We start from the raw sequence: 16,680 nt of genomic DNA, 5'->3' as shown, positions 1-16,680 counted from the left end.
GGGCGTGGTCCGGACGGCGGTTCGGACGCCGTCTCCCGGTCGGGGCGGACGCCGTCCTCATGTTCCGTCAGACGACGGGGTACTGCCGGACATCGCTCTCCTGCGGAGCGATCGGTACCGGGGTCTCCCGCGTCAGCCGGCGCAGCACGTACACGGTGGCGACGGTCATCGCGGCGTACACGGCGAGCACCAGCCACAGCCCCATCACCAGGCCCGAGGCCGGGTTCACCGCGTCCCGCACGTTCATCAGTCCCCACACGACCCACGGCTGCCGCCCGAGCTCGGTGACCGTCCAGCCGCACTCCAGGGCGACCACCGCGGCCGGGCCGGAGAACGCCGCCGCCCACACGAAGAGACGCATGGTCCGGGCCGTGAGGACGTCCGCCCGGCCCGACCGGCGCGCCAGCCACCAGGCGGCCAGCAGCCACAGGCCCAGGGCCAGCAGGAAGAAACCGGCGAGGACCATGAGATCGAAGGCGATGTGGACACCCGTCACCGGGGGCCACTCGCTGCGCGGTGTCCGGTCCAGTCCCTGGACGACGGTGTCCGGGCTGTACCCGACCAGCAGGGACAGGCCGTTGGGGATCTCCAGGCCGTACCTCATCTCCTCGTCGACGGCGATGCCGCCGAGCGTGAGCGGTACGTGCGAGCCGGTCTCGAAGACGCCCTCGACGGCCGCGAGCTTCGACGGCTGGTAGTCGGCGAGGAAGCGGGCGGCCCAGTCACCGACGACGATCTGGAACGGGGTGACGATCGCGCCGAGGCCGAACGGGATGAAGAAGCCCGCCCGATGGTAGGCGTCGTTCCGGCCGCGCAGCAGCGCGACGGCGTACACGCTCGCGGTGAGGAACGCGGCGACCATGAGGGCGGCGAGGATCATGTGCACGGTCTGCGGTGGGCTCGCGGGGTTGAGCATGGCGGCCCAGGGGTCCACGTCGACCACCTTGCCGTCGCGCACGGTGAAGCCACGGGGCTGGTTCATCCACGCGTTGGCGCACACGACGAAGAACGCCGAGGCGATGCCCGCGACGACGATCGGAATCCCCGTCAGCAGGTGCTTGCGCGGCGGCAGCCGGTCCCAGGCGTACAGGTAGATCCCGAGGAAGATCGCCTCGATGAAGAAGGCGAATCCCTCCAGGGCGAAGGGCAGGCCGATGACCTGGCCGTACTTCCCCATGAAGCCGGGCCACAGCAGCCCCATCTCGAAGCTGAGGATGGTCCCGGAGACGGCGCCGACGGCGAAGAGCACCCCCATGGCCCGGGCCCAGCGGCGGGCGAGCAGCCGCAGGGCGGGGTTCCCGGTGCGCAGGCCGCGCCACTCGGCGATCAGGGTGAGCAGCGGCAGCCCGACACCGAGACAGGCCACCACGATGTGCCAGGCGAGCGAGAACCCCATCTGCGCCCGGGCCGCCGAGAGATCGCCTTCCGTCGCCGGAGCGGCCCACGCGGCGACGGACGGCGGGAACAGGACGCTGCCGAGAACGGACACCACGGCTCCAGACGCGAGAGGACACGGGCGGCCACACGCCGGGTCACCGCTCGGCGCGCGGGGCCCGGGACGAAGTCCGTAACACCACCATGCGGCCCCGCGCGCCCCGCCGCATCCTCCCCGGGAGACGCTCCGCCGGGCCTCGGATCCCGGTCCGGCCTCAGATCTCGGTCTCCACGGCCCGGGTGGTGGGCAGCAACTCCCGGATGTCCGCGGGCAGCGCGCTCGCGATCTTGGTCATCTGCTCGGGGGAGACGAAGGCGTCCAGCACGTTCAGCACCACGGCGGAACGCTGGAGCGCGACGTCCTCGCTGATGCCGGCGCGCCAGGCCACCCGGCCCGCGAACGCGGTGAGCCCGAAGCGCTCGCCGGTGGTGCGCGGCTGCCCCTGTCCGGCACCGGAGTCGTGCGCCGACTGAACCGACTCGGCCAGTTCGTGCGGCAGTTGGGCGGCGAGATGGCCGGCCAGCCCCTCCGGCAGGCGCTCGGCCAGGGTGCGGAGCACGGCCCGCACCGATTGATCGGCCTCACCTCGCCCGGCCGAGTGACTCTGCTCCTGAACGGTTCGGATCACATCGTGGTACCTCATGAGCACGCACTCCCCTCGCTCTGCCCAGGGCCCTACCCGGCGAGTGTCCCGTCGCGGGACGGTGACACCGGCCTTACGTGGCCGCCTGGTCGCTGTCCCGCATCGAGCCCCAGCCGTGCCACCGGTCGACCTCGATCCAGGCGCTGACACGCGGGCGGACGCGGTCCGGGTAGGGGTTGCCGGTGTAGTGCCGGGAGAGGCGGTCGATGTCGGCCATGCCCTCGTCGTCGTAGATCTCCGCGACCTGGCCGATCAGCGTGACGTGCGTGTACCAGTTGTCCCCGTCGAGGACGGTGAGCGTGATGCGTGGGTCGCGGCGCAGGTGCTTCAGGCGTACGCGGCCCTCGTCCAGGTTGATCAGCACCCGGTCGTCATGCCAGAGGTACCAGGTCGCGGTCGAGACGGGCGTGCCGTCCGAGCGCAGGGTGGCCATGACGCACGGGTTCGGGCGGCGCAGCAGTTCGACGGCCTCGGCCGGCAGCGGCGGCTTGGACATAGGTGTTCCTTTCCTCAGGACTTGTCGTCGAAGCTGGCGAAGTAGGCGGCGGCCATGTCCTCGGCGCCGTGTCCCAGGGCGGCGGCGCGCTCCAGCCGCTGCGCGCTCGCGGCGGCCACGTCGAGGCGGACGCCGTGCCGCTCGCCGGCCTCGACGATCAGACGGGCGTCCTTGGCGGCGGTGGCCACGGCGAACTGGGCGGGGGTGAGCTGCTCGTTCAGGACGAGTCCGGCCTTGGCCCGCAGGTAGCCCATGTCGAGCGGCCCGTCGGCGATGATCTCGAAGAAGCTGTCCGGGTCCACGCCGAGGGCCCTGGACAGGGCCAGCACCTCGCCGGCCGCGTTGGTGGCGGCGATGACCCAGCTGTTCGCCACCAGCTTCAGCCGGGTGGCGGTGCCCGCCGCCCCGTCCTCGCCGGTCCACACGGTCCGGACGCCCACGGCGTCGAAGACCGGCGTGACCACGGACCGGTGTTCCTCGGGCCCGGCGGCGAGCACGGTCAGCCGACCGGCCTCGGCGGGCTGACGGGTGCCGAGGACCGGGGCGTCGTAGAAGACCAGCCCGTGCTCGTGGGCGAAGGCGGCCAGGTCGCCGATCGCGTCGATCCCGGCCGTCGTCGACTGCGCCCACACGGCGCCGGGGCGCAGGGAACCGGCGGCCTGCCGCATGACGTCCAGGGCGGCCGGACCGTCGTGCAGCATGGTCAGCACCACGTCGGCGCCCTCGACCGCCTCGGCCGGGGTGGCGGCGATGTGCGCGCCGTCGGCGGCCAGCGGCTCCGCCTTGTCACGGGTGCGGTTCCAGGCGCGGACGGTGTGTCCGGCCCGGGCGATGTTGCGGGCCATCGCGGCGCCCATGATGCCGGTGCCCAGGACGCTCACGGTGAGCTTGTCGGTCATGACGTCGACTTCCTGTTCTGGTGCGGTCGTTGCTCCCGTTCAGCCTGCCACTCGGGCGCGGACGGCACGGACCGGATCCTCCAGCCTCGCCCGGTGACGACGGTAGGCCCCCGTTCCCTCAGGTAACCAAGAGGAACGGCGATGTCTGCCGTCTACCGTTCCGGTTCCTTCACAGCGGCGGCACCGCTGCTCGGACTGTCCCGGCAGACGGTGACCGCCCCGAGCCGGCGGGCCACGTCTCCGGCCCACTGGACGCACTGGCCTCCCTGGAAGGCCGTAGCGGCCCGCTCGCCGGACCCGTCACGCCGGTGCACCCGGCCGGTCTGTCGAGCTACTGTGCACCCCCGTCCTGCCCGCGCCGGCCCCCTGGTCGCCGCAGGGGTGCGGCTGCGTCGCCCAGGGGCTGACCGACCGCCTCCCGGAGGAGATGCGGGCCGGCTGACGGGACCTGGTGATCGGCACCCGGCGCCCACGCGGCCGCGCGCTGGACTCGCTGTCGCTGGCGGACGAGGAGTACCTGCTGGTCGCCGCCCCCGGGGCTCCCCGGAGGGTGCGGGCCCGTGGCCCGCCCTCCGCCACATCCCGCTGGTCACCTACGCCGAGGACCTGCCGATCGTGCGCCGCTAATGGGGCAGCGTGTTCGGCGAGCAGCTCACCGCCCGCGCCGCGCTCACCGTGCCCGACCCGCACGCCGTGGTCGTCGTCGTCACCGCGGGCACCGGCTACAGCGTGCTGCCCCGCTCGCTGTGCGAGGAGCACCTCGCCGTGGGCCGTCTCGTGCTGCTGGGCACGAGACTCAGGAGCCGCCGTCTGAACACGCTGTACCTCGTCCAGCGCCCGGCGCCGACGCCAACCCGGACGTGACCCGGGTCCGCGACCACCTGCGGCGCGCCGCCCGGGACTGGTGAATCGGTGTCACCAGCGGGGCAGCCGCAGCTCGTACTCCGGATGGATCCGGCGCATGTAGCCGGTGTCGTCCCGGCTGCGCATCCCGGAGTCCACGTACAGGCGGTGCAGCCGGTCGAGGGCGTCGTGGTCGAGTTCGACACCGAGGCCCGGGCCGGTCGGCACCTTCACCTCGCCGTCGCGCAGTTCGAGCGCACCGGGGAGGATGACATCGTCGGCCGAGTTCCACGGGTAGTGCGTGTCGCAGGAGTGGTCGAGGTTCGGGATGGCCGCAGCGACATGGGTCATGGCGGCGAGACTTATACCCAGGTGCGAGTTGGAGTGCATCGACAGTGCGATCCCGAACGCCTCGCACACGGCGGCCAGTTCACGGGTGCGGCGCAGCCCGCCCCAGTAGTGGTGGTCGGTGAGCAGGACCTGGACGGCGTTCTGCTCGACCGCCGGCTTCAGGTGCTCCCAGGCGATCACGCACATGTTGGTGGCCAGCGGCATCGGCGAGGACTTCGCCACCTGCGCCATGCCGGGGATGCCCTTGGTCGGGTCCTCCAGGTACTCCAGCACACCGTCCAGTTCGCGGGCGACGTACGCAGACGTCTCCACCGTCCACGCCGTGTTGGGGTCCAGCCGCAGCGGCTGCCCGGGGAAGGCCTCAGCCAGTGCCCTGATCGCCGCGATCTCCTCGTCGGGCGGGAAGACACCGCCCTTGAGCTTGAACGAGCGGAAGCCGTAGCGCTCCTGCATGAGCCGGGCCTGCTCCACGATCCCGGCCGGGTCCAGGGCCTCACCCCAGTCGTCGCCGACCGCCGGGCGGCCGTCGAGTGCGGGATGCTCGGCCCACTTGTAGAAGAGGTACGCGGCGAACGGCACCGAGTCGCGGACCGTGCCGCCGAGCAGATCGCTGACCGGACGTCCGAGCAGCCTGCCCTGCGCGTCGAGGCAGGCGACCTCCACCGCGGAGGTGGTCCAGCCGCGTTCGTGGGAGCTGGTCACCGAGGGCAGCAGCGCGGCGTCGATCGTCGCGGCGACGGCCGTGGTGTCGAAGACGTCCATACCGGCGACCACCTCCGCGGCGGCCTGCAGCCGCTCCAGACGGGCGGCGCCGCCGGGCGACTCGCCGAGGCCCACGGTGCCGTCCTCCAGGACGAGCTGGAGGATGATGCGCAGCGCGAGCGGCTCGTGGACGCCGTTCGAGTTGAGCAGCGGCGGGTCGCGGAAGGCGATCGGCGTGACGATCAGTTCCCGGATGCGCGTCATGCCCGCACCACCTCCAGACCGTGGTCGATGAGTTTCGTCAGCCGGGCGATGTGCTCCGGCGTAGGGTCCAGCAGCGGTGCCCGGACGCCGCCGACGTCCAGGCCGCGGATCGTCACCCCGGCCTTGACCAGGGACACCGCGTATCCCGGGACCTCGTCGCGGAGGGTGACGAGCGGGCCGTAGAACTCGTCGAGCAGCGTGCCGACCAGGGCGTCGTCGCCCTCGGCGAGCGCCCGGTGGAAGGCCAGGGCGATCTCCGGGGCGAACGCGAACACCGCGGAGGAGTACAGCTCCACACCGATGCCGCGGTAGGCGGGCGCGGTCGTCTCCGCGGTGGGCAGGCCGTTGAAGAACTGGAAGTCCTCCGTGCCCGGTACGGACCGGACGGCCCGCACGATCCGGTGCATCAGCTCGATGTCGCCGATGCCGTCCTTGAGGCCGAGCACCCCGGGCAGGGCGGCGAGTTCGGCGGCCGTGGACTCGGTGAGGCGGGCGGTGCCCCGCTGGTAGAAGACGACGGGCAGCGAGGTCGCGGCGGTGACCTCCTCGACGTACCGCACCAGGCCCTGCTGCGGCGCGCTCACCAGATACGGCGGCAGGAGCAGGATGCCGTCCGCGCCGGCGCGTTCCACGCGGGCGGCCTGGTCGCGGGCGACCGGCGGTGGGCCGCCCGCGGCCGACAGGACCGGTACCCGCCCGGCGGCCGTCTCGACCGCGACCCGGGTGGCCCGCTCGATCTCGTCGGCCGTCAGCGCGTGGAACTCGCCGGTGCCGCAGGCGACGAACACGCCGCCCGCGCCCGCGGCCACACCGGAGTCGATGTGCTGGGCGAGCCGTTCCTCGTCCAGCGAGCCGTCCGTGGCGAACGGCGTGACCGGGAAGAACAGCACTCCTTGGAACTTCATGTCTCCCTCAAACGTGGGGGTCGGTTCAGCCCTTGGTGGCACCGGCCGCGATGCCGGTGACCAGCGAGCGCTGGAGGAGCAGATAGACGATCAGACTGGGGACGAGGGCGATGACCGCGCCGGCCAGCACGACCCCGGCGCCGACCTCGGGGTCGGTGCGCAGAATGGACAGGGCGACGGTGACCGTGTAGTCGGTCTGGTCCTTGGAGGCGATCAGGGGCAGCAGGTACTGGTCCCAGATCATGATGAAGCCGAGCACACCGGCCACGCCGAGCGCGGGCTTGCACAGTGGCAGGACGACCTGCCACAGCATCCGCAGCTCGCCGACGCCGTCCAGGCGGGCGGCCTCCTCGATCTCGGCGGGGATGTCCTTCATGAACTCGGTCAGCAGCATCACCGAAAAGCCCCAGGCGCCGAGCGGAAGGATCACCGCCCAGACCGTGCCCTTCAGATCGATGCCCAGCACGGGCACATGCCCGAGAACCAGGGACAGCGGGATGGCGATGACCTCCTCCGGGAGCATCATCGTCAGCATGAACAGGGTCAGCACCAGCGCCTGACCACGGAATTTGTGGCGGGCCAGCGCGTACGCGGCGAGCGTGCACACCACGAGCTGCAGCAGCAGTCCGCCGCCCGCGATGACCAGGGAGTTGGTGAAGTAGTCCCAGATGCCGCGCTCGCCCGCCACCTTGAAGTTCATCAGGGTGCTGTCGTGCGGCAGGAAGGACAGCGACGAGCCGCTGGGGTGCGTGCTGAGGGCGCCGGAGAGAATGGTCAGGAACGGCGCCGCGAAGATCGCCAGGGCTGTCCCGCAGAGCAGGATGCGCAGGGCCCAGGCCAGGCCCGGCTTGTCGTCCCAGCCGAGGGCGGTGTCGAAGCGGGCGGGTGTCGTACGACGTTCCCTGGCGGCCTTGCCCGCCGGGGAGAGCGTCACCGGTGTCTGGACGGGATCGAGGGCGGGGGCGCTCATCGCACGTCTCCCCTCTTGCGGAAGTAGTTGACGGTCACCGTGAGCAGCAGCGTCACGCCGAGCAGCACCGCGGAGGCCGCGGAGGCGCCGCCGATGTCGTTGCGGGTGAAGCCGAGGGTGTAGGCGCGGGTCATCCAGACGTCGGTGGACCCGGCGGGGCCGCCGCCGGTGAGGACGTACACCTCGGTGAAGACGCGCAGGCCGCGGATGGCGGCGAGGACGAGGACGATGCCGAGGGCGGGGCGGATCGCGGGCAGCGTGATGTAGCGCAGGCGCTGCCACAGGGAGACGCCGTCCATCGCCGCCGCCTCGTACAGCGAGCGGTCGACGCCGGCGAGTCCGGCGAGCAGGATCACCATGTTGTAGGGCGCCCAGATCCAGACGCCCATCGCCATGGTCGCCCACAGGGCCGTGTCGGGGTTGTCGAGGAAGGGCACGGGGCCGAAGCCGAGGAAACCGAGGGCGTGGTTGATGAGGCCGTCGGAGGTCGGGTAGTACATCAGCCGCCACATCTCACCGACGACCGCGGTGGCGGTGACCACGGGCAGGAAGACGGCGGTGCGGACGAACTTCAGAGAGCGGCTCTGGCCCTCCAGCAGCAGGGCGAGCGCGAAACCCACGACGATGGCGCCCAGCGACTGGCCGATGCCCAGGACGAGGGTGTGGCCGATGGCGTCCTGGAAGCGGTGGTCGGTCAGGACCCGGGTGTAGTTGTCCAGGCCGACCCACTTGTCACCGAGGAAGGGCCGTACCTTGAAGAAGCTGAGCCAGATGCCCTTGCCCATCGGCAGGAACTTGAAGACGAGGGCGAGCAGCAGTCCCGGGGCGAGGAAGAGCCAGGGCAGGACGGCCTTCTTGCTGAACCCTCTGCGCCTCGGGGGCGCGGTCACAGTAGCGGTCATTTCAACAGGTCCTGGTCCTTGAGGTCACCGGCGAGGGTCTCGTTGAGCTCCTTCAGACCGGAGCGGACGTCACTGCCGCAGTACGTGAACAGGGCGTTGAGGCTGTCTGCGGTGTCCTGCTTGATGGGGGCGAAGTCCGGTGCGTTGGGGAACTGCTCGGACGCGGTCTCGTACGCCTTCTGCACCACGCTCCACCGCGGGTCGTCGCGCACCTCGGCCGCGTCCAGGGTGGAGTTGGTGGGGATGCGTACGACGGGCTGGTGGCCGTCGACGCTGGTCATGGCGATCTTCTGGCCCTCGGGGGAGATCAGGAACGCGGCAAGTGCCTGTTCCTGCCGGGTCTTCCCGGTCTTGGCGCCGAAGTAGACGTTCTCGCCGTCGGCCAGCACGACGGAACCCGCCGGGCCGGCCGGGGCGGGGACGACCTCGTACTTGTCCTTGCCGGGCGTGGCGTCGAAGGTGGTGATGTTGTACGGGCCGGTCATGTACATACCGGCGTTGCCGTCCTGGAAGTTGGTGGCGGTGCCGGTGACGGCGGTGACGGCGCCGGGCTGCAGGACGCCCTTGACGCCGCAGAAGAGGTTGTCCTTCATCCAGGTGACGGTCCGTACCGCGGCCGCCGAGTCCATCGTGGGGCGGTAGCCGCCCTTGCCGTCCGGCTCGATGATCTGCGCGCCGCCCTGCCACAGGAAGCCGGCCCCCCACCAGGCGGCGTAGCCGTTCTGGGCGCTGCCCGGCGCGACGATGCCATAGGTGTCCTTCTTGCCGTCCCCGTCCGGGTCGCGGGTGGCGAAGGCCTTGGCGACGTCGAGCATCTCCTGCCAGGTCGTCGGTGCCTTCAGACCCAGCTTCTTCAGCCAGTCCTTGCGGATCATCAGGGTCTGCGCCTGGCGGGAGTACGGGATGCCGTAGTGCTTGCCGTCCAGGCCCACGGTGGAGGACCAGGACTTGGCGCTGATCTGGTCATGGCCCGCGATCGAGTCGGGGTCGATCGCCTTGAGCAGGCCCTGGCTCTGGTAACTGCCCATCAGAGCCGTGTCGTTGATCATGACGTCGGGCAGGTCCTTGGTGGAGGCCCTCGCCTGGAGCTGCTGGTCGAAGTTGATGACCGGCTGGTAGTCGATCTTGATGCCGGTCTTCTTCGTGAAAGCGGCGAAGACACGGTCGTAGGTGGCGGCGGAGTCCGGATTGCTCCGGGTCCACACCTCCAGCGTGTTCGGGTCGCCGGTACCGGCGCTGTCGGACCCCGAGCCGCAGCCGGCCACTGCGAACACGAGCCCCACGACGGCGAGCATGGCGGCCGGGCGGCGGCGACTTCGTCGGCGATCCCGCATGGGCTTACTCCGTTCATGTACGTGAACCAACTTCACGCATCTAAATGATCGGCCAAGCTACGAATCGTTTCGCGCGCATGTCAAGACATGGCTGAAAGATTTCACCGCTGTCACACGAGCTCTGGCGTGCCCGGACACGACGAAGGCGCCACCCCGAGGGGGCGGCGCCAGGTTTTGTCGTTATTGGTGTGTTCTGCTGGTGGAACCAGGCGGGGGGATCAGGCCTTCTTGGCGCGCTCGGCGTGCAGCTTCCTGACGCGCGCCGCCTCCTTGCGGACCTCGGCCTGGGTGGCTTGTTCCTTCTCCAGCCACTCGGGGCGCTCCTGCTTCAGCGCCTCGATCTGCTCGGTGGTGAGGGGCTCGGTGATCCCGCCCCGCGCGAGACCCGCGATGGAGACGCCCAGTTTGGCCGCCACCACCGGCCGGGGGTGCGGGCCGTTGCGCCGCAGCTCGCGCAGCCACTCGGGCGGATCGGCCTGCAGCGCGTTCAGCTCGGCGCGCGAGACGACACCCTCCTGGAACTCGGCGGGCGTGGCCTGAAGGTACACACCCAGCTTCTTCGCCGCGGTCGCGGGCTTCATCGTCTGGGTGCTCTGGTGCTGCGTCATGGCGTCCAGGGTATCGAGCGTGTGCGCGATGCCCGACCACGCCCGGTAGCCTGGCCAGGTGACAGGCTCGGAAGAATCCCCCGCGTTCCGGCTCGCCTACGTTCCGGGGGTGATGCCCGACAAATGGGTGCGCATCTGGAACGAGCGGCTGCCCGACGTCCCGCTGACCCTCACCCAGGTGACCGCCGCCGAGGCGAGCGGCGTGCTGCTGGAGGGCGGCGCCGACGCGGGCCTGGTGCGGCTGCCCGTCGACCGGACCGTCCTCAGCGCGATCCCTCTCTACACCGAGACGACCGTCGTGATGGTCCCGAAGGACCACATCGTGACGGCGGTCGACGAGGTGTCCGTCGACGACCTGGCCGACGAGATCGTGCTGCATCCCCTCGACGACGTCCTCGGCTGGGAGCGGCTGCCGGGACGGCCCGCCTTCGAGCGCCCCGCCACCACGGCCGACGCGGTCGAGCTGGTGGCGGCGGGGATCGGCGTGCTCGTCGTACCGCTCTCCCTGGCCCGCCTGCACCACCGCAAGGACCTCACGCACCGGCCGGTGAAGGACGCCCCCGAGTCGAGCGTCGCGCTGTCATGGCCCGAGGAGGCGACCACGGACCAGGTGGAGGACTTCATCGGGATCGTGCGCGGCCGGACCGTCAACAGCACGCGCGGCCGCAGGCCGGCTCAGCCGCAGGCGAAGGCCAAGCGTGCCGATACGGCCGGAGTGCGGCGCCAGCAGACCGGCAAGGGCGCGGGGCACAAGTCCGGCACCGCCAAGAGCGGCAGGCGCGGCAAACCGCGCCGCCGTTCGTAGCCTCGGGGCCCGCCGCGGAGCGGGCCCCCGGCCCGGCTCAGCTGGCCGCCGGGGACGGCTGCGTGCCGCTGGGCTGCAGAGCGTTCGGAGCCTCCGTCCGCAGGTCCTCCAGCTCCTTGGGGATGGGCAGGCTCAGGACCGGCGAGCCCGGCTGCGGAGGCGGCGGCGTCGTCTGGTCCTGCGGCAGCTTGGCCGGGGCGGTCTGCTGGAAGCTGACCTGCTCATGGTTGACCAGGCCCGTCTTCTCCAGAATCGTCATGTGGTCGAGCACCGTGGAGTTGGCCTGGTCGGCGAGCTGACGGACCAGCGTGTTCCTGGTGTTGGCGCGGATCTTGGCGATCGTCGAGAAGATCGAGCCGTGCGTGATGCGCATGATCTCCACGGCGGTGGAGTCGAACTCGTTGCCGTTGCTGCTGCCCTCCACGGTCGCCACGAACTGCTGCTGCTGCGGGGACGCCTGGTTGGGCAGCGTGATGCCCAGCTCGGGGGCGATCTTGCGGCAGGCGGCGTCGAGCCGTCCGTGGCCGACGACCAGGTGCTCGCCGGCCTCCTTCATCGCCGGCGTCGAGCCCCGCTGCATCACGATCATGCCCAGCGGGTGCTCCCACAGGCCGGCCGCGCGCACCTTGACCACGAAGTCGCGGTCCGCCTCGGTCAGAGGGCCGTACTGGGTGTTGGCGATGATGCGGTCCTGGCCGCTCGCGGTGTTCTGCACGCCCAGCATGCTGGGGTAAGCAAGAGCGGTGAGGGTGAGGATCATCGCACCGCCCACGAACGCGGTTCCTGCTGTGCTGCGCGAGATGCGCATCGTGCCTCCTGGGTTGAAGAACGGCCCAACGCCAGGAAGTACGGATGAGAGGCCCGAGATAATCATCGTCGCGCGGAAAAATTTCGTACGAGGGTACGGGTCCCGGTGCCGAAGGCCGGCGACAGCTGTACGGCACAAGGACCCGCGGGCCTCAGGAGACGTACGAGGCCGCCCGCGCCGTACTCACCACCTTGTCGCCGTCGGCCCGGCTCAGCAGCCCGGCCGACACCCAGGCGTCCACCGTGGACCGCACGCGTGCGACCAGCGCCCCCTTGCCGCCGAACGGCGCACCGGCCCAGATCTCGTCCAGCAGCGTGGTGCCGTCCGCCTTCGCCGGGTTGGCGACGCCGGAGTCGGTGGTGCCGAACACCACCCGGGGCTCGGAGCGCCGGAAGTAGGCGTGCGTCGGGTCCTCCGTGCCCGCGAAGAAGGGCGCGAGCTCCGTCCCGTCCAGCGTGTAGTGCAGCGGCTTGCCGGAGACGGGGGTGAGCGCGGGCAGCAGGTCACCGGAGAGAGCCGCGTTGCGGTACAGGCCGAACTCCAGGTGGCTGGTGGCGGAGTTACGGGCGACCAGGTTGACCGGGCCGTAGAACAGGGTCTGCAGGGACGGATCGTCGAGCGCCTTCTCCGCCCGCAGCCGGAACGGCATGGCGATCCTCACCGTGTCCCCGCCGCGCCAGGTCCGGGACACGGTGAAGTACGCGCCCGGCTCAGGAGTTCCGGGCACCGCACGTCCGTTGACGGTGACCCGGAAACCGGCGGTCGCCCACGACGGCACGCGCAGCCGCAGCGTGCCTCACCACGGGTCGACGAACGGCCGGTGGCCCGGCCGGACTTCGGGGCATCCCTGAAGCGCCGCCAGGATCCACGCCCGCGACTCGGCCGGGTCGATCACCGCGTCGATCTCCAGTGCCGCCGCCGCGTTCACGGCCTTTCCCCGCTCGTACAGCTCGGCGACCTTCGCCTCGAAGAGCCGGGCCCGCTCGGCGGGGTCCTCGATCGCGGCCAGCTCCTTGCGGTGGCCGAGGCGTACGGCCCCCTCCAGACCCATGCCGCCGAACTCTCCGCTGGGCCAGGCGGCGGTGGCCAGGGGAGCGCGAGTGGAGCCGCCCATCATGGCCATGGCGCCGAGCCCGTACGCCTTGCGCAGCACCAGGCTCACCAGCGGCACCCGCAGGTTGGCGCCCGTGACGAAGAGCCGCGCGAAGTGCCGTACCGTCGCGGTCCGTTCGGCGTCCGGGCCGACCATGAAACCCGGCGTGTCGCACAGGGAGACGACCGGCAGGCCGAAGGCGTCGCACAGGTGCAGGAAGCGGGCCGTCTTGTCACCGGCGTCCCGGTCGATCGCCCCGCCGAGATGGGCCGGGTTGCTGGCGATCAGGCCCATCGGACGTCCCTCGATGCGGATGAGACAGGTCAGCACACCCACGCCGAAGGCCGGCCGGAGCTCCAGCACCGAGTCCGTGTCCGCGAGCCCCGTGACCGCCGCGCGCACGTCGTAGGACCGCCGCCGGTTCTCCGGGACGACGTGCCGCAGCAGCCGCTGGTCAGGCGCCTCCCAGCTCTCCCGCCGTCCGCGGAAGTAGGAGAGATACCGCCGGGCCACGCGCACGGCTTCCGCCTCGTCGGCGACCGCGAGATCCACCACCCCGTTCGGCACCTGCACCGACAGCGGGCCGACCTCCTCCGGCCGGTGCACGCCCAGGCCACCGCCCTCGATCATCGCGGGCCCGCCCATTCCGATCGTCGCCTCCGGGGTGGCGATCACCACGTCGCAGCAGCCGAGCAGCGCCGCGTTGCCCGCGAAGCACCGCCCTGAGGCGATACCGACCAGCGGGACCAGACCGCTCAGCCGGCCCATGCTGTGGAACGTGGTCACGTCCAGGCCCGCCACCGACGTGGTGTCCGTGTCACCGGGGCGGCCCCCGCCGCCCTCCGCGAACAACACCACCGGAAGCCGCCGCTGCCCGGCCAGCTCAAGCATCCGGTCGGTCTTGCGGTGGTTCTGCAGTCCCTGCGTACCGGCCAGGACCGTGTAGTCGTACGACATCACCACGCAGGGCTCGCCGCCCACCTGCCCGGTACCGGTGACCATGCCGTCCGCCGGCGTGGAACGGATCAGGTCGTCCAGGGAACGCCGCTGCCGCTGGGCGGCGATCGCCAGCGCGCCGAACTCCGTGAAGGAGCCCGGATCGCACAGGTCCTCGATGTTCTCGCGGGCCGTGCGCCGGCCGAGGGCGTGCCGCTTCGCCACGGCCTCCGGCCGGTTCTCGTCCAGCCCGAAGCCGTGCCGGCGCCGCACCTCGGCGAGGTCCGGGCGGACCAGCTCCGGATCCACCGCCTCGCCCGGCCCGTCCTCGGCGGGGGCGCCGGACACCTGGTCCAGCGTCAGCAGCACCTGCCCCTCGCCGACGGTCGTTCCCACACGCGCGTGCACCGCCGCCACGACGCCCGAGCCGGGAGCCCGCACCACGTGCTCCATCTTCATGGCCTCGACCACCAGCACCTGCTGCCCGGCACGCACCGGTTCGCCGGCCGTCACGTCCACGGAGACCACGGTCCCGCTCATGGGGGCGGCCACGGAGCCGTCCACAGGCTCCGCCACCTCCCCGGGCAGCGCCCGCGCGTGCTCCTCCACCACCCCGGTGTGCGCCCAGAAGCGCGGCACCGCCAACACCTCCCGCAACAGCGGGATGCCCGTCCGCACCCCCTCCACCGCGAACTCGTCCAGTGCCCGCCGCGCCCGCGCGCAGGCCGCGTCGGCACCGCCGTGCGGCACATGTGCGACGACCTTCGCGAGCAGCGGGTCGTACCGCACACCGACCTCGGCCCCGGCCCGGACCGCCGTGTCGACGCGGATCCCCGGACCCGTGGGCACGTCGAAGCGCGTGATCCGCCCCGCCGACGGCCGCACACCCCCGTCCGGGTCCCGCACCTCGGCATAGACCCTCGCCTGCACGGCGACCTCGCGCGGCGGCGCCGGCGGACCCGACATCGCGAGGCCGTCCAGCGTCTCCCCGGCGGCCAGCCGCAGTTGTACGGCGACCAGGTCGACGCCCGTGACCTCCTCGGTGACCGTGTGCTCCACCTGGAGCCGCGGGTTCGCCTCGATGAAGTGGAACTCGTGGTCCCGGACCAGGAACTCGAAGGTGACCAGGCTCGTGCAGTGGGCGGCGCGGGCCATGCGCAGCGCGCTGTCGAGGATCTTCTCCCGTACCGCGTCGGCGAGTTCGGGTGCCGGAGCCAGCTCGATCAGCTTCTGGTGGCGGCGCTGGGCACTGCAGTCCCGGTCCCACAGATGCGTGACCGCGCCCGTCGCGTCCCCGACGATCTGCACCTCGACGTGCCGGGCCCCCTCCAGCAGCCGCTCCACGTACAACTCGTCCCGGCCGAATCCGTGACGAGCCTCCGACGCGCACCGCTCCCAGGCCTCGTCCAGCTCCTCGGCACACCGCACGATCCGCATACCGCGCCCGCCGCCCCCGCTCACCGCCTTGATCATGACGGGGCCGCCGGCCAGGAACGCCCGGGCTTCCTCCCGCCCCGTGGCTCCACGGGTGCCCGGCAGCACCGGCACCCCCACCGCCACGGCGAGATCCCGCGCCCGGGCCTTGTCCCCGAAGACCTCCAGCACCTCGGGCGAGGGCCCGACGAAGACGATCCCCGCCTCCGCGCACCGCCGCGCGAACCCCGCGTCCTCGCTCAGGAACCCGTAGCCGGGGTGCAGGAAGCCGCAGCCCGTGCTCCGGGCGACCGCGAGCAGCGCGTCCGCGTCGAGGTAACCGCTGACCGGCACGGCCTCGTCGGCCGCCCGGGTGTGCGTCTCGTCGCCCTCCGCGTACACCGCGACCGTGCGCATCCCGGCCTCCGACGCGGCGCGCAGCACGCGCACGGCGATCTCCCCGCGATTGGCGACGAGCACAGCGGCAGCACCCATGGGAGTCCTCCAAGACGGCCTGTACCTCTACCCGTACGTGTACCTGCCCGGAGCCGCTCCGGTCACGACCCGGCCGAGCGCACCAGCCAGTCGTACGCACCGCGCGCCGTGAACTCCCGCTGGCCGCCCCGCAGCAGGAGACCGGCGGTGGCGAACTCCGGGTCGTCGGCCTGTTCGGCGACATACGGGACCGCGATGCACCTCATCCCGGCCGCGTGCGCGGCGGCGGCGCCCGGAGCGGCGTCCTCCAGCACCACGCAGTCGGCCGGAGCCGCGTCGAGACGGCGGGCGGCCTCCAGGAAGATGTCGGGGGCGGGCTTGCCGTGCGTCACTTCGTCGGCCGAGACGACGGTGCGCAAGAAGGCGTCCAGGCCCGTGCAGGTGAGGATCGTCTCGATGGCCTCCGGCGACGAACCGGAGGCCACGGCCATGGGGACACCCTCGGTCGCCAGCAGCTCGACGAACTTCCCCATCTCCGGATAGACGCGGGTGGAGGCGCGGGCCAGTTCCAGATAGTGGCGGTTCTTGACGGCGAGCAGCTGCTCCACGGGGGGCCGCAGACCGTACCGCGCCTTCCAGTCGGCCACCGTCTCGCGCGCGCTGATGCCGACGTACCCCTCGTGGTCCTCCCAGCTGAAGTCCCGGACGCCGTATGCGGCGAGGGTCCGTCGGCCTGCTTCGTAGTAGTTCGGCTCGCTGTCCACGAGCGTTCCGTCGAGATCGAAGATGACCGAGATTCCGCCGAGAGTGCTCATGCGCCCCAGCATGTCAAAGATCA

At 71.5% G+C, this 16,680-nt stretch carries 15 protein-coding genes and 1 pseudogene; 2 read left to right on the top strand and 14 right to left on the bottom strand.

The window, feature by feature from the left end:
• Positions 1 to 67: 67 nt before the first annotated feature.
• The 4 genes from NW895_RS16015 to NW895_RS16000 all read right to left on the bottom strand — a co-directional run bounded on the left by NW895_RS16015 (position 68) and on the right by NW895_RS16000 (position 3,473).
• A complete protein-coding gene (locus NW895_RS16015; RefSeq protein ID WP_289936207.1) occupies positions 68 to 1,489 on the bottom strand; it encodes a cytochrome ubiquinol oxidase subunit I in 1,422 nt (473 codons plus the stop codon).
• 160 nt (positions 1,490 to 1,649) lie between these two features.
• Entirely contained in the window at positions 1,650 to 2,078 is a 429-nt protein-coding gene (locus NW895_RS16010; RefSeq protein ID WP_289936206.1) for a DUF2267 domain-containing protein, read from the bottom strand.
• Between the two features lie 73 nt (positions 2,079 to 2,151).
• Entirely contained in the window at positions 2,152 to 2,574 is a 423-nt protein-coding gene (locus tag NW895_RS16005; protein ID WP_289936205.1) for a PPOX class F420-dependent oxidoreductase, read from the bottom strand.
• A 14-nt stretch (positions 2,575 to 2,588) separates the two neighbouring features.
• Complete coding sequence (locus NW895_RS16000; protein ID WP_289936204.1) at positions 2,589 to 3,473, bottom strand: NAD(P)-dependent oxidoreductase; 885 nt, start codon at positions 3,471 to 3,473, stop codon at positions 2,589 to 2,591.
• 636 nt (positions 3,474 to 4,109) lie between these two features.
• Here NW895_RS16000 and NW895_RS15995 point away from each other — a divergent pair.
• Positions 4,110 to 4,337 (top strand): LysR substrate-binding domain-containing protein, encoded by a 228-nt coding sequence (locus NW895_RS15995; RefSeq protein WP_289936203.1) that lies wholly within the window; start codon positions 4,110 to 4,112, stop codon positions 4,335 to 4,337.
• A gap of 51 nt (positions 4,338 to 4,388) precedes the next feature.
• Here the strand turns inward: NW895_RS15995 and NW895_RS15990 are convergent, their stop codons facing one another.
• From NW895_RS15990 to NW895_RS15965, 6 genes are all read right to left on the bottom strand, one after another.
• The gene (locus tag NW895_RS15990; RefSeq protein WP_289936202.1) at positions 4,389 to 5,633 is read right to left on the bottom strand and encodes a glucarate dehydratase family protein; all 1,245 of its coding nucleotides are present in this window, start codon (positions 5,631 to 5,633) and stop codon (positions 4,389 to 4,391) included.
• Complete coding sequence (locus tag NW895_RS15985; RefSeq protein ID WP_289936201.1) at positions 5,630 to 6,538, bottom strand: 5-dehydro-4-deoxyglucarate dehydratase; 909 nt, start codon at positions 6,536 to 6,538, stop codon at positions 5,630 to 5,632. Before NW895_RS15985 ends, NW895_RS15990 begins: the two co-directional genes overlap by 4 nt.
• Before the next feature lie 25 nt (positions 6,539 to 6,563).
• A complete protein-coding gene (locus NW895_RS15980; RefSeq protein WP_289936200.1) occupies positions 6,564 to 7,508 on the bottom strand; it encodes a carbohydrate ABC transporter permease in 945 nt (314 codons plus the stop codon).
• Positions 7,505 to 8,410, bottom strand: coding sequence for a sugar ABC transporter permease (locus NW895_RS15975; RefSeq protein ID WP_289936199.1), 906 nt, complete (start codon positions 8,408 to 8,410; stop codon positions 7,505 to 7,507). The genes NW895_RS15980 and NW895_RS15975 overlap by 4 nt, the downstream gene beginning before the upstream one ends.
• Positions 8,407 to 9,744, bottom strand: a complete 1,338-nt coding sequence (locus NW895_RS15970) for a sugar ABC transporter substrate-binding protein (protein ID WP_289936198.1) — start codon at positions 9,742 to 9,744, stop codon at positions 8,407 to 8,409. The genes NW895_RS15975 and NW895_RS15970 overlap by 4 nt, the downstream gene beginning before the upstream one ends.
• 218 nt (positions 9,745 to 9,962) lie before the next feature.
• Positions 9,963 to 10,352 carry a DUF5997 family protein gene (locus NW895_RS15965; protein ID WP_289936197.1) on the bottom strand — a complete coding sequence of 130 codons (390 nt, stop codon included), beginning with the start codon at positions 10,350 to 10,352 and terminating at the stop codon, positions 9,963 to 9,965.
• Positions 10,353 to 10,410: 58 nt separating this feature from the next.
• On the opposite strand from NW895_RS15965, the gene NW895_RS15960 reads away from it, so the two are divergent.
• A complete protein-coding gene (locus tag NW895_RS15960; protein WP_289936196.1) occupies positions 10,411 to 11,157 on the top strand; it encodes a LysR family substrate-binding domain-containing protein in 747 nt (248 codons plus the stop codon).
• A gap of 37 nt (positions 11,158 to 11,194) precedes the next feature.
• Here the strand turns inward: NW895_RS15960 and NW895_RS15955 are convergent, their stop codons facing one another.
• From NW895_RS15955 to NW895_RS15940, 4 genes and pseudogenes are all read right to left on the bottom strand, one after another.
• Positions 11,195 to 11,965, bottom strand: a complete 771-nt coding sequence (locus NW895_RS15955; protein ID WP_289936195.1) for a DUF4142 domain-containing protein — start codon at positions 11,963 to 11,965, stop codon at positions 11,195 to 11,197.
• 151 nt (positions 11,966 to 12,116) lie between these two features.
• A pseudogene (locus NW895_RS15950) lies at positions 12,117 to 12,755 on the bottom strand (glycosylase); the annotation flags it as partial.
• 6 nt (positions 12,756 to 12,761) lie between these two features.
• On the bottom strand, positions 12,762 to 15,902 hold the full coding sequence (locus NW895_RS15945; RefSeq protein ID WP_289936194.1) for a carboxyl transferase domain-containing protein: 3,141 nt from the start codon (positions 15,900 to 15,902) through the stop codon (positions 12,762 to 12,764).
• A gap of 62 nt (positions 15,903 to 15,964) precedes the next feature.
• Positions 15,965 to 16,657 carry an HAD family phosphatase gene (locus tag NW895_RS15940; RefSeq protein WP_289936193.1) on the bottom strand — a complete coding sequence of 231 codons (693 nt, stop codon included), beginning with the start codon at positions 16,655 to 16,657 and terminating at the stop codon, positions 15,965 to 15,967.
• Between the last annotated feature and the right edge of the window lie 23 nt (positions 16,658 to 16,680).

The organism is Streptomyces sp. S.PNR 29 (assembly GCF_030386795.1).
In the GTDB taxonomy this organism is placed as follows: Bacteria; Actinomycetota; Actinomycetes; order Streptomycetales; family Streptomycetaceae; genus Streptomyces.
This window is presented reverse-complemented; position numbering and strand designations above follow the sequence as displayed.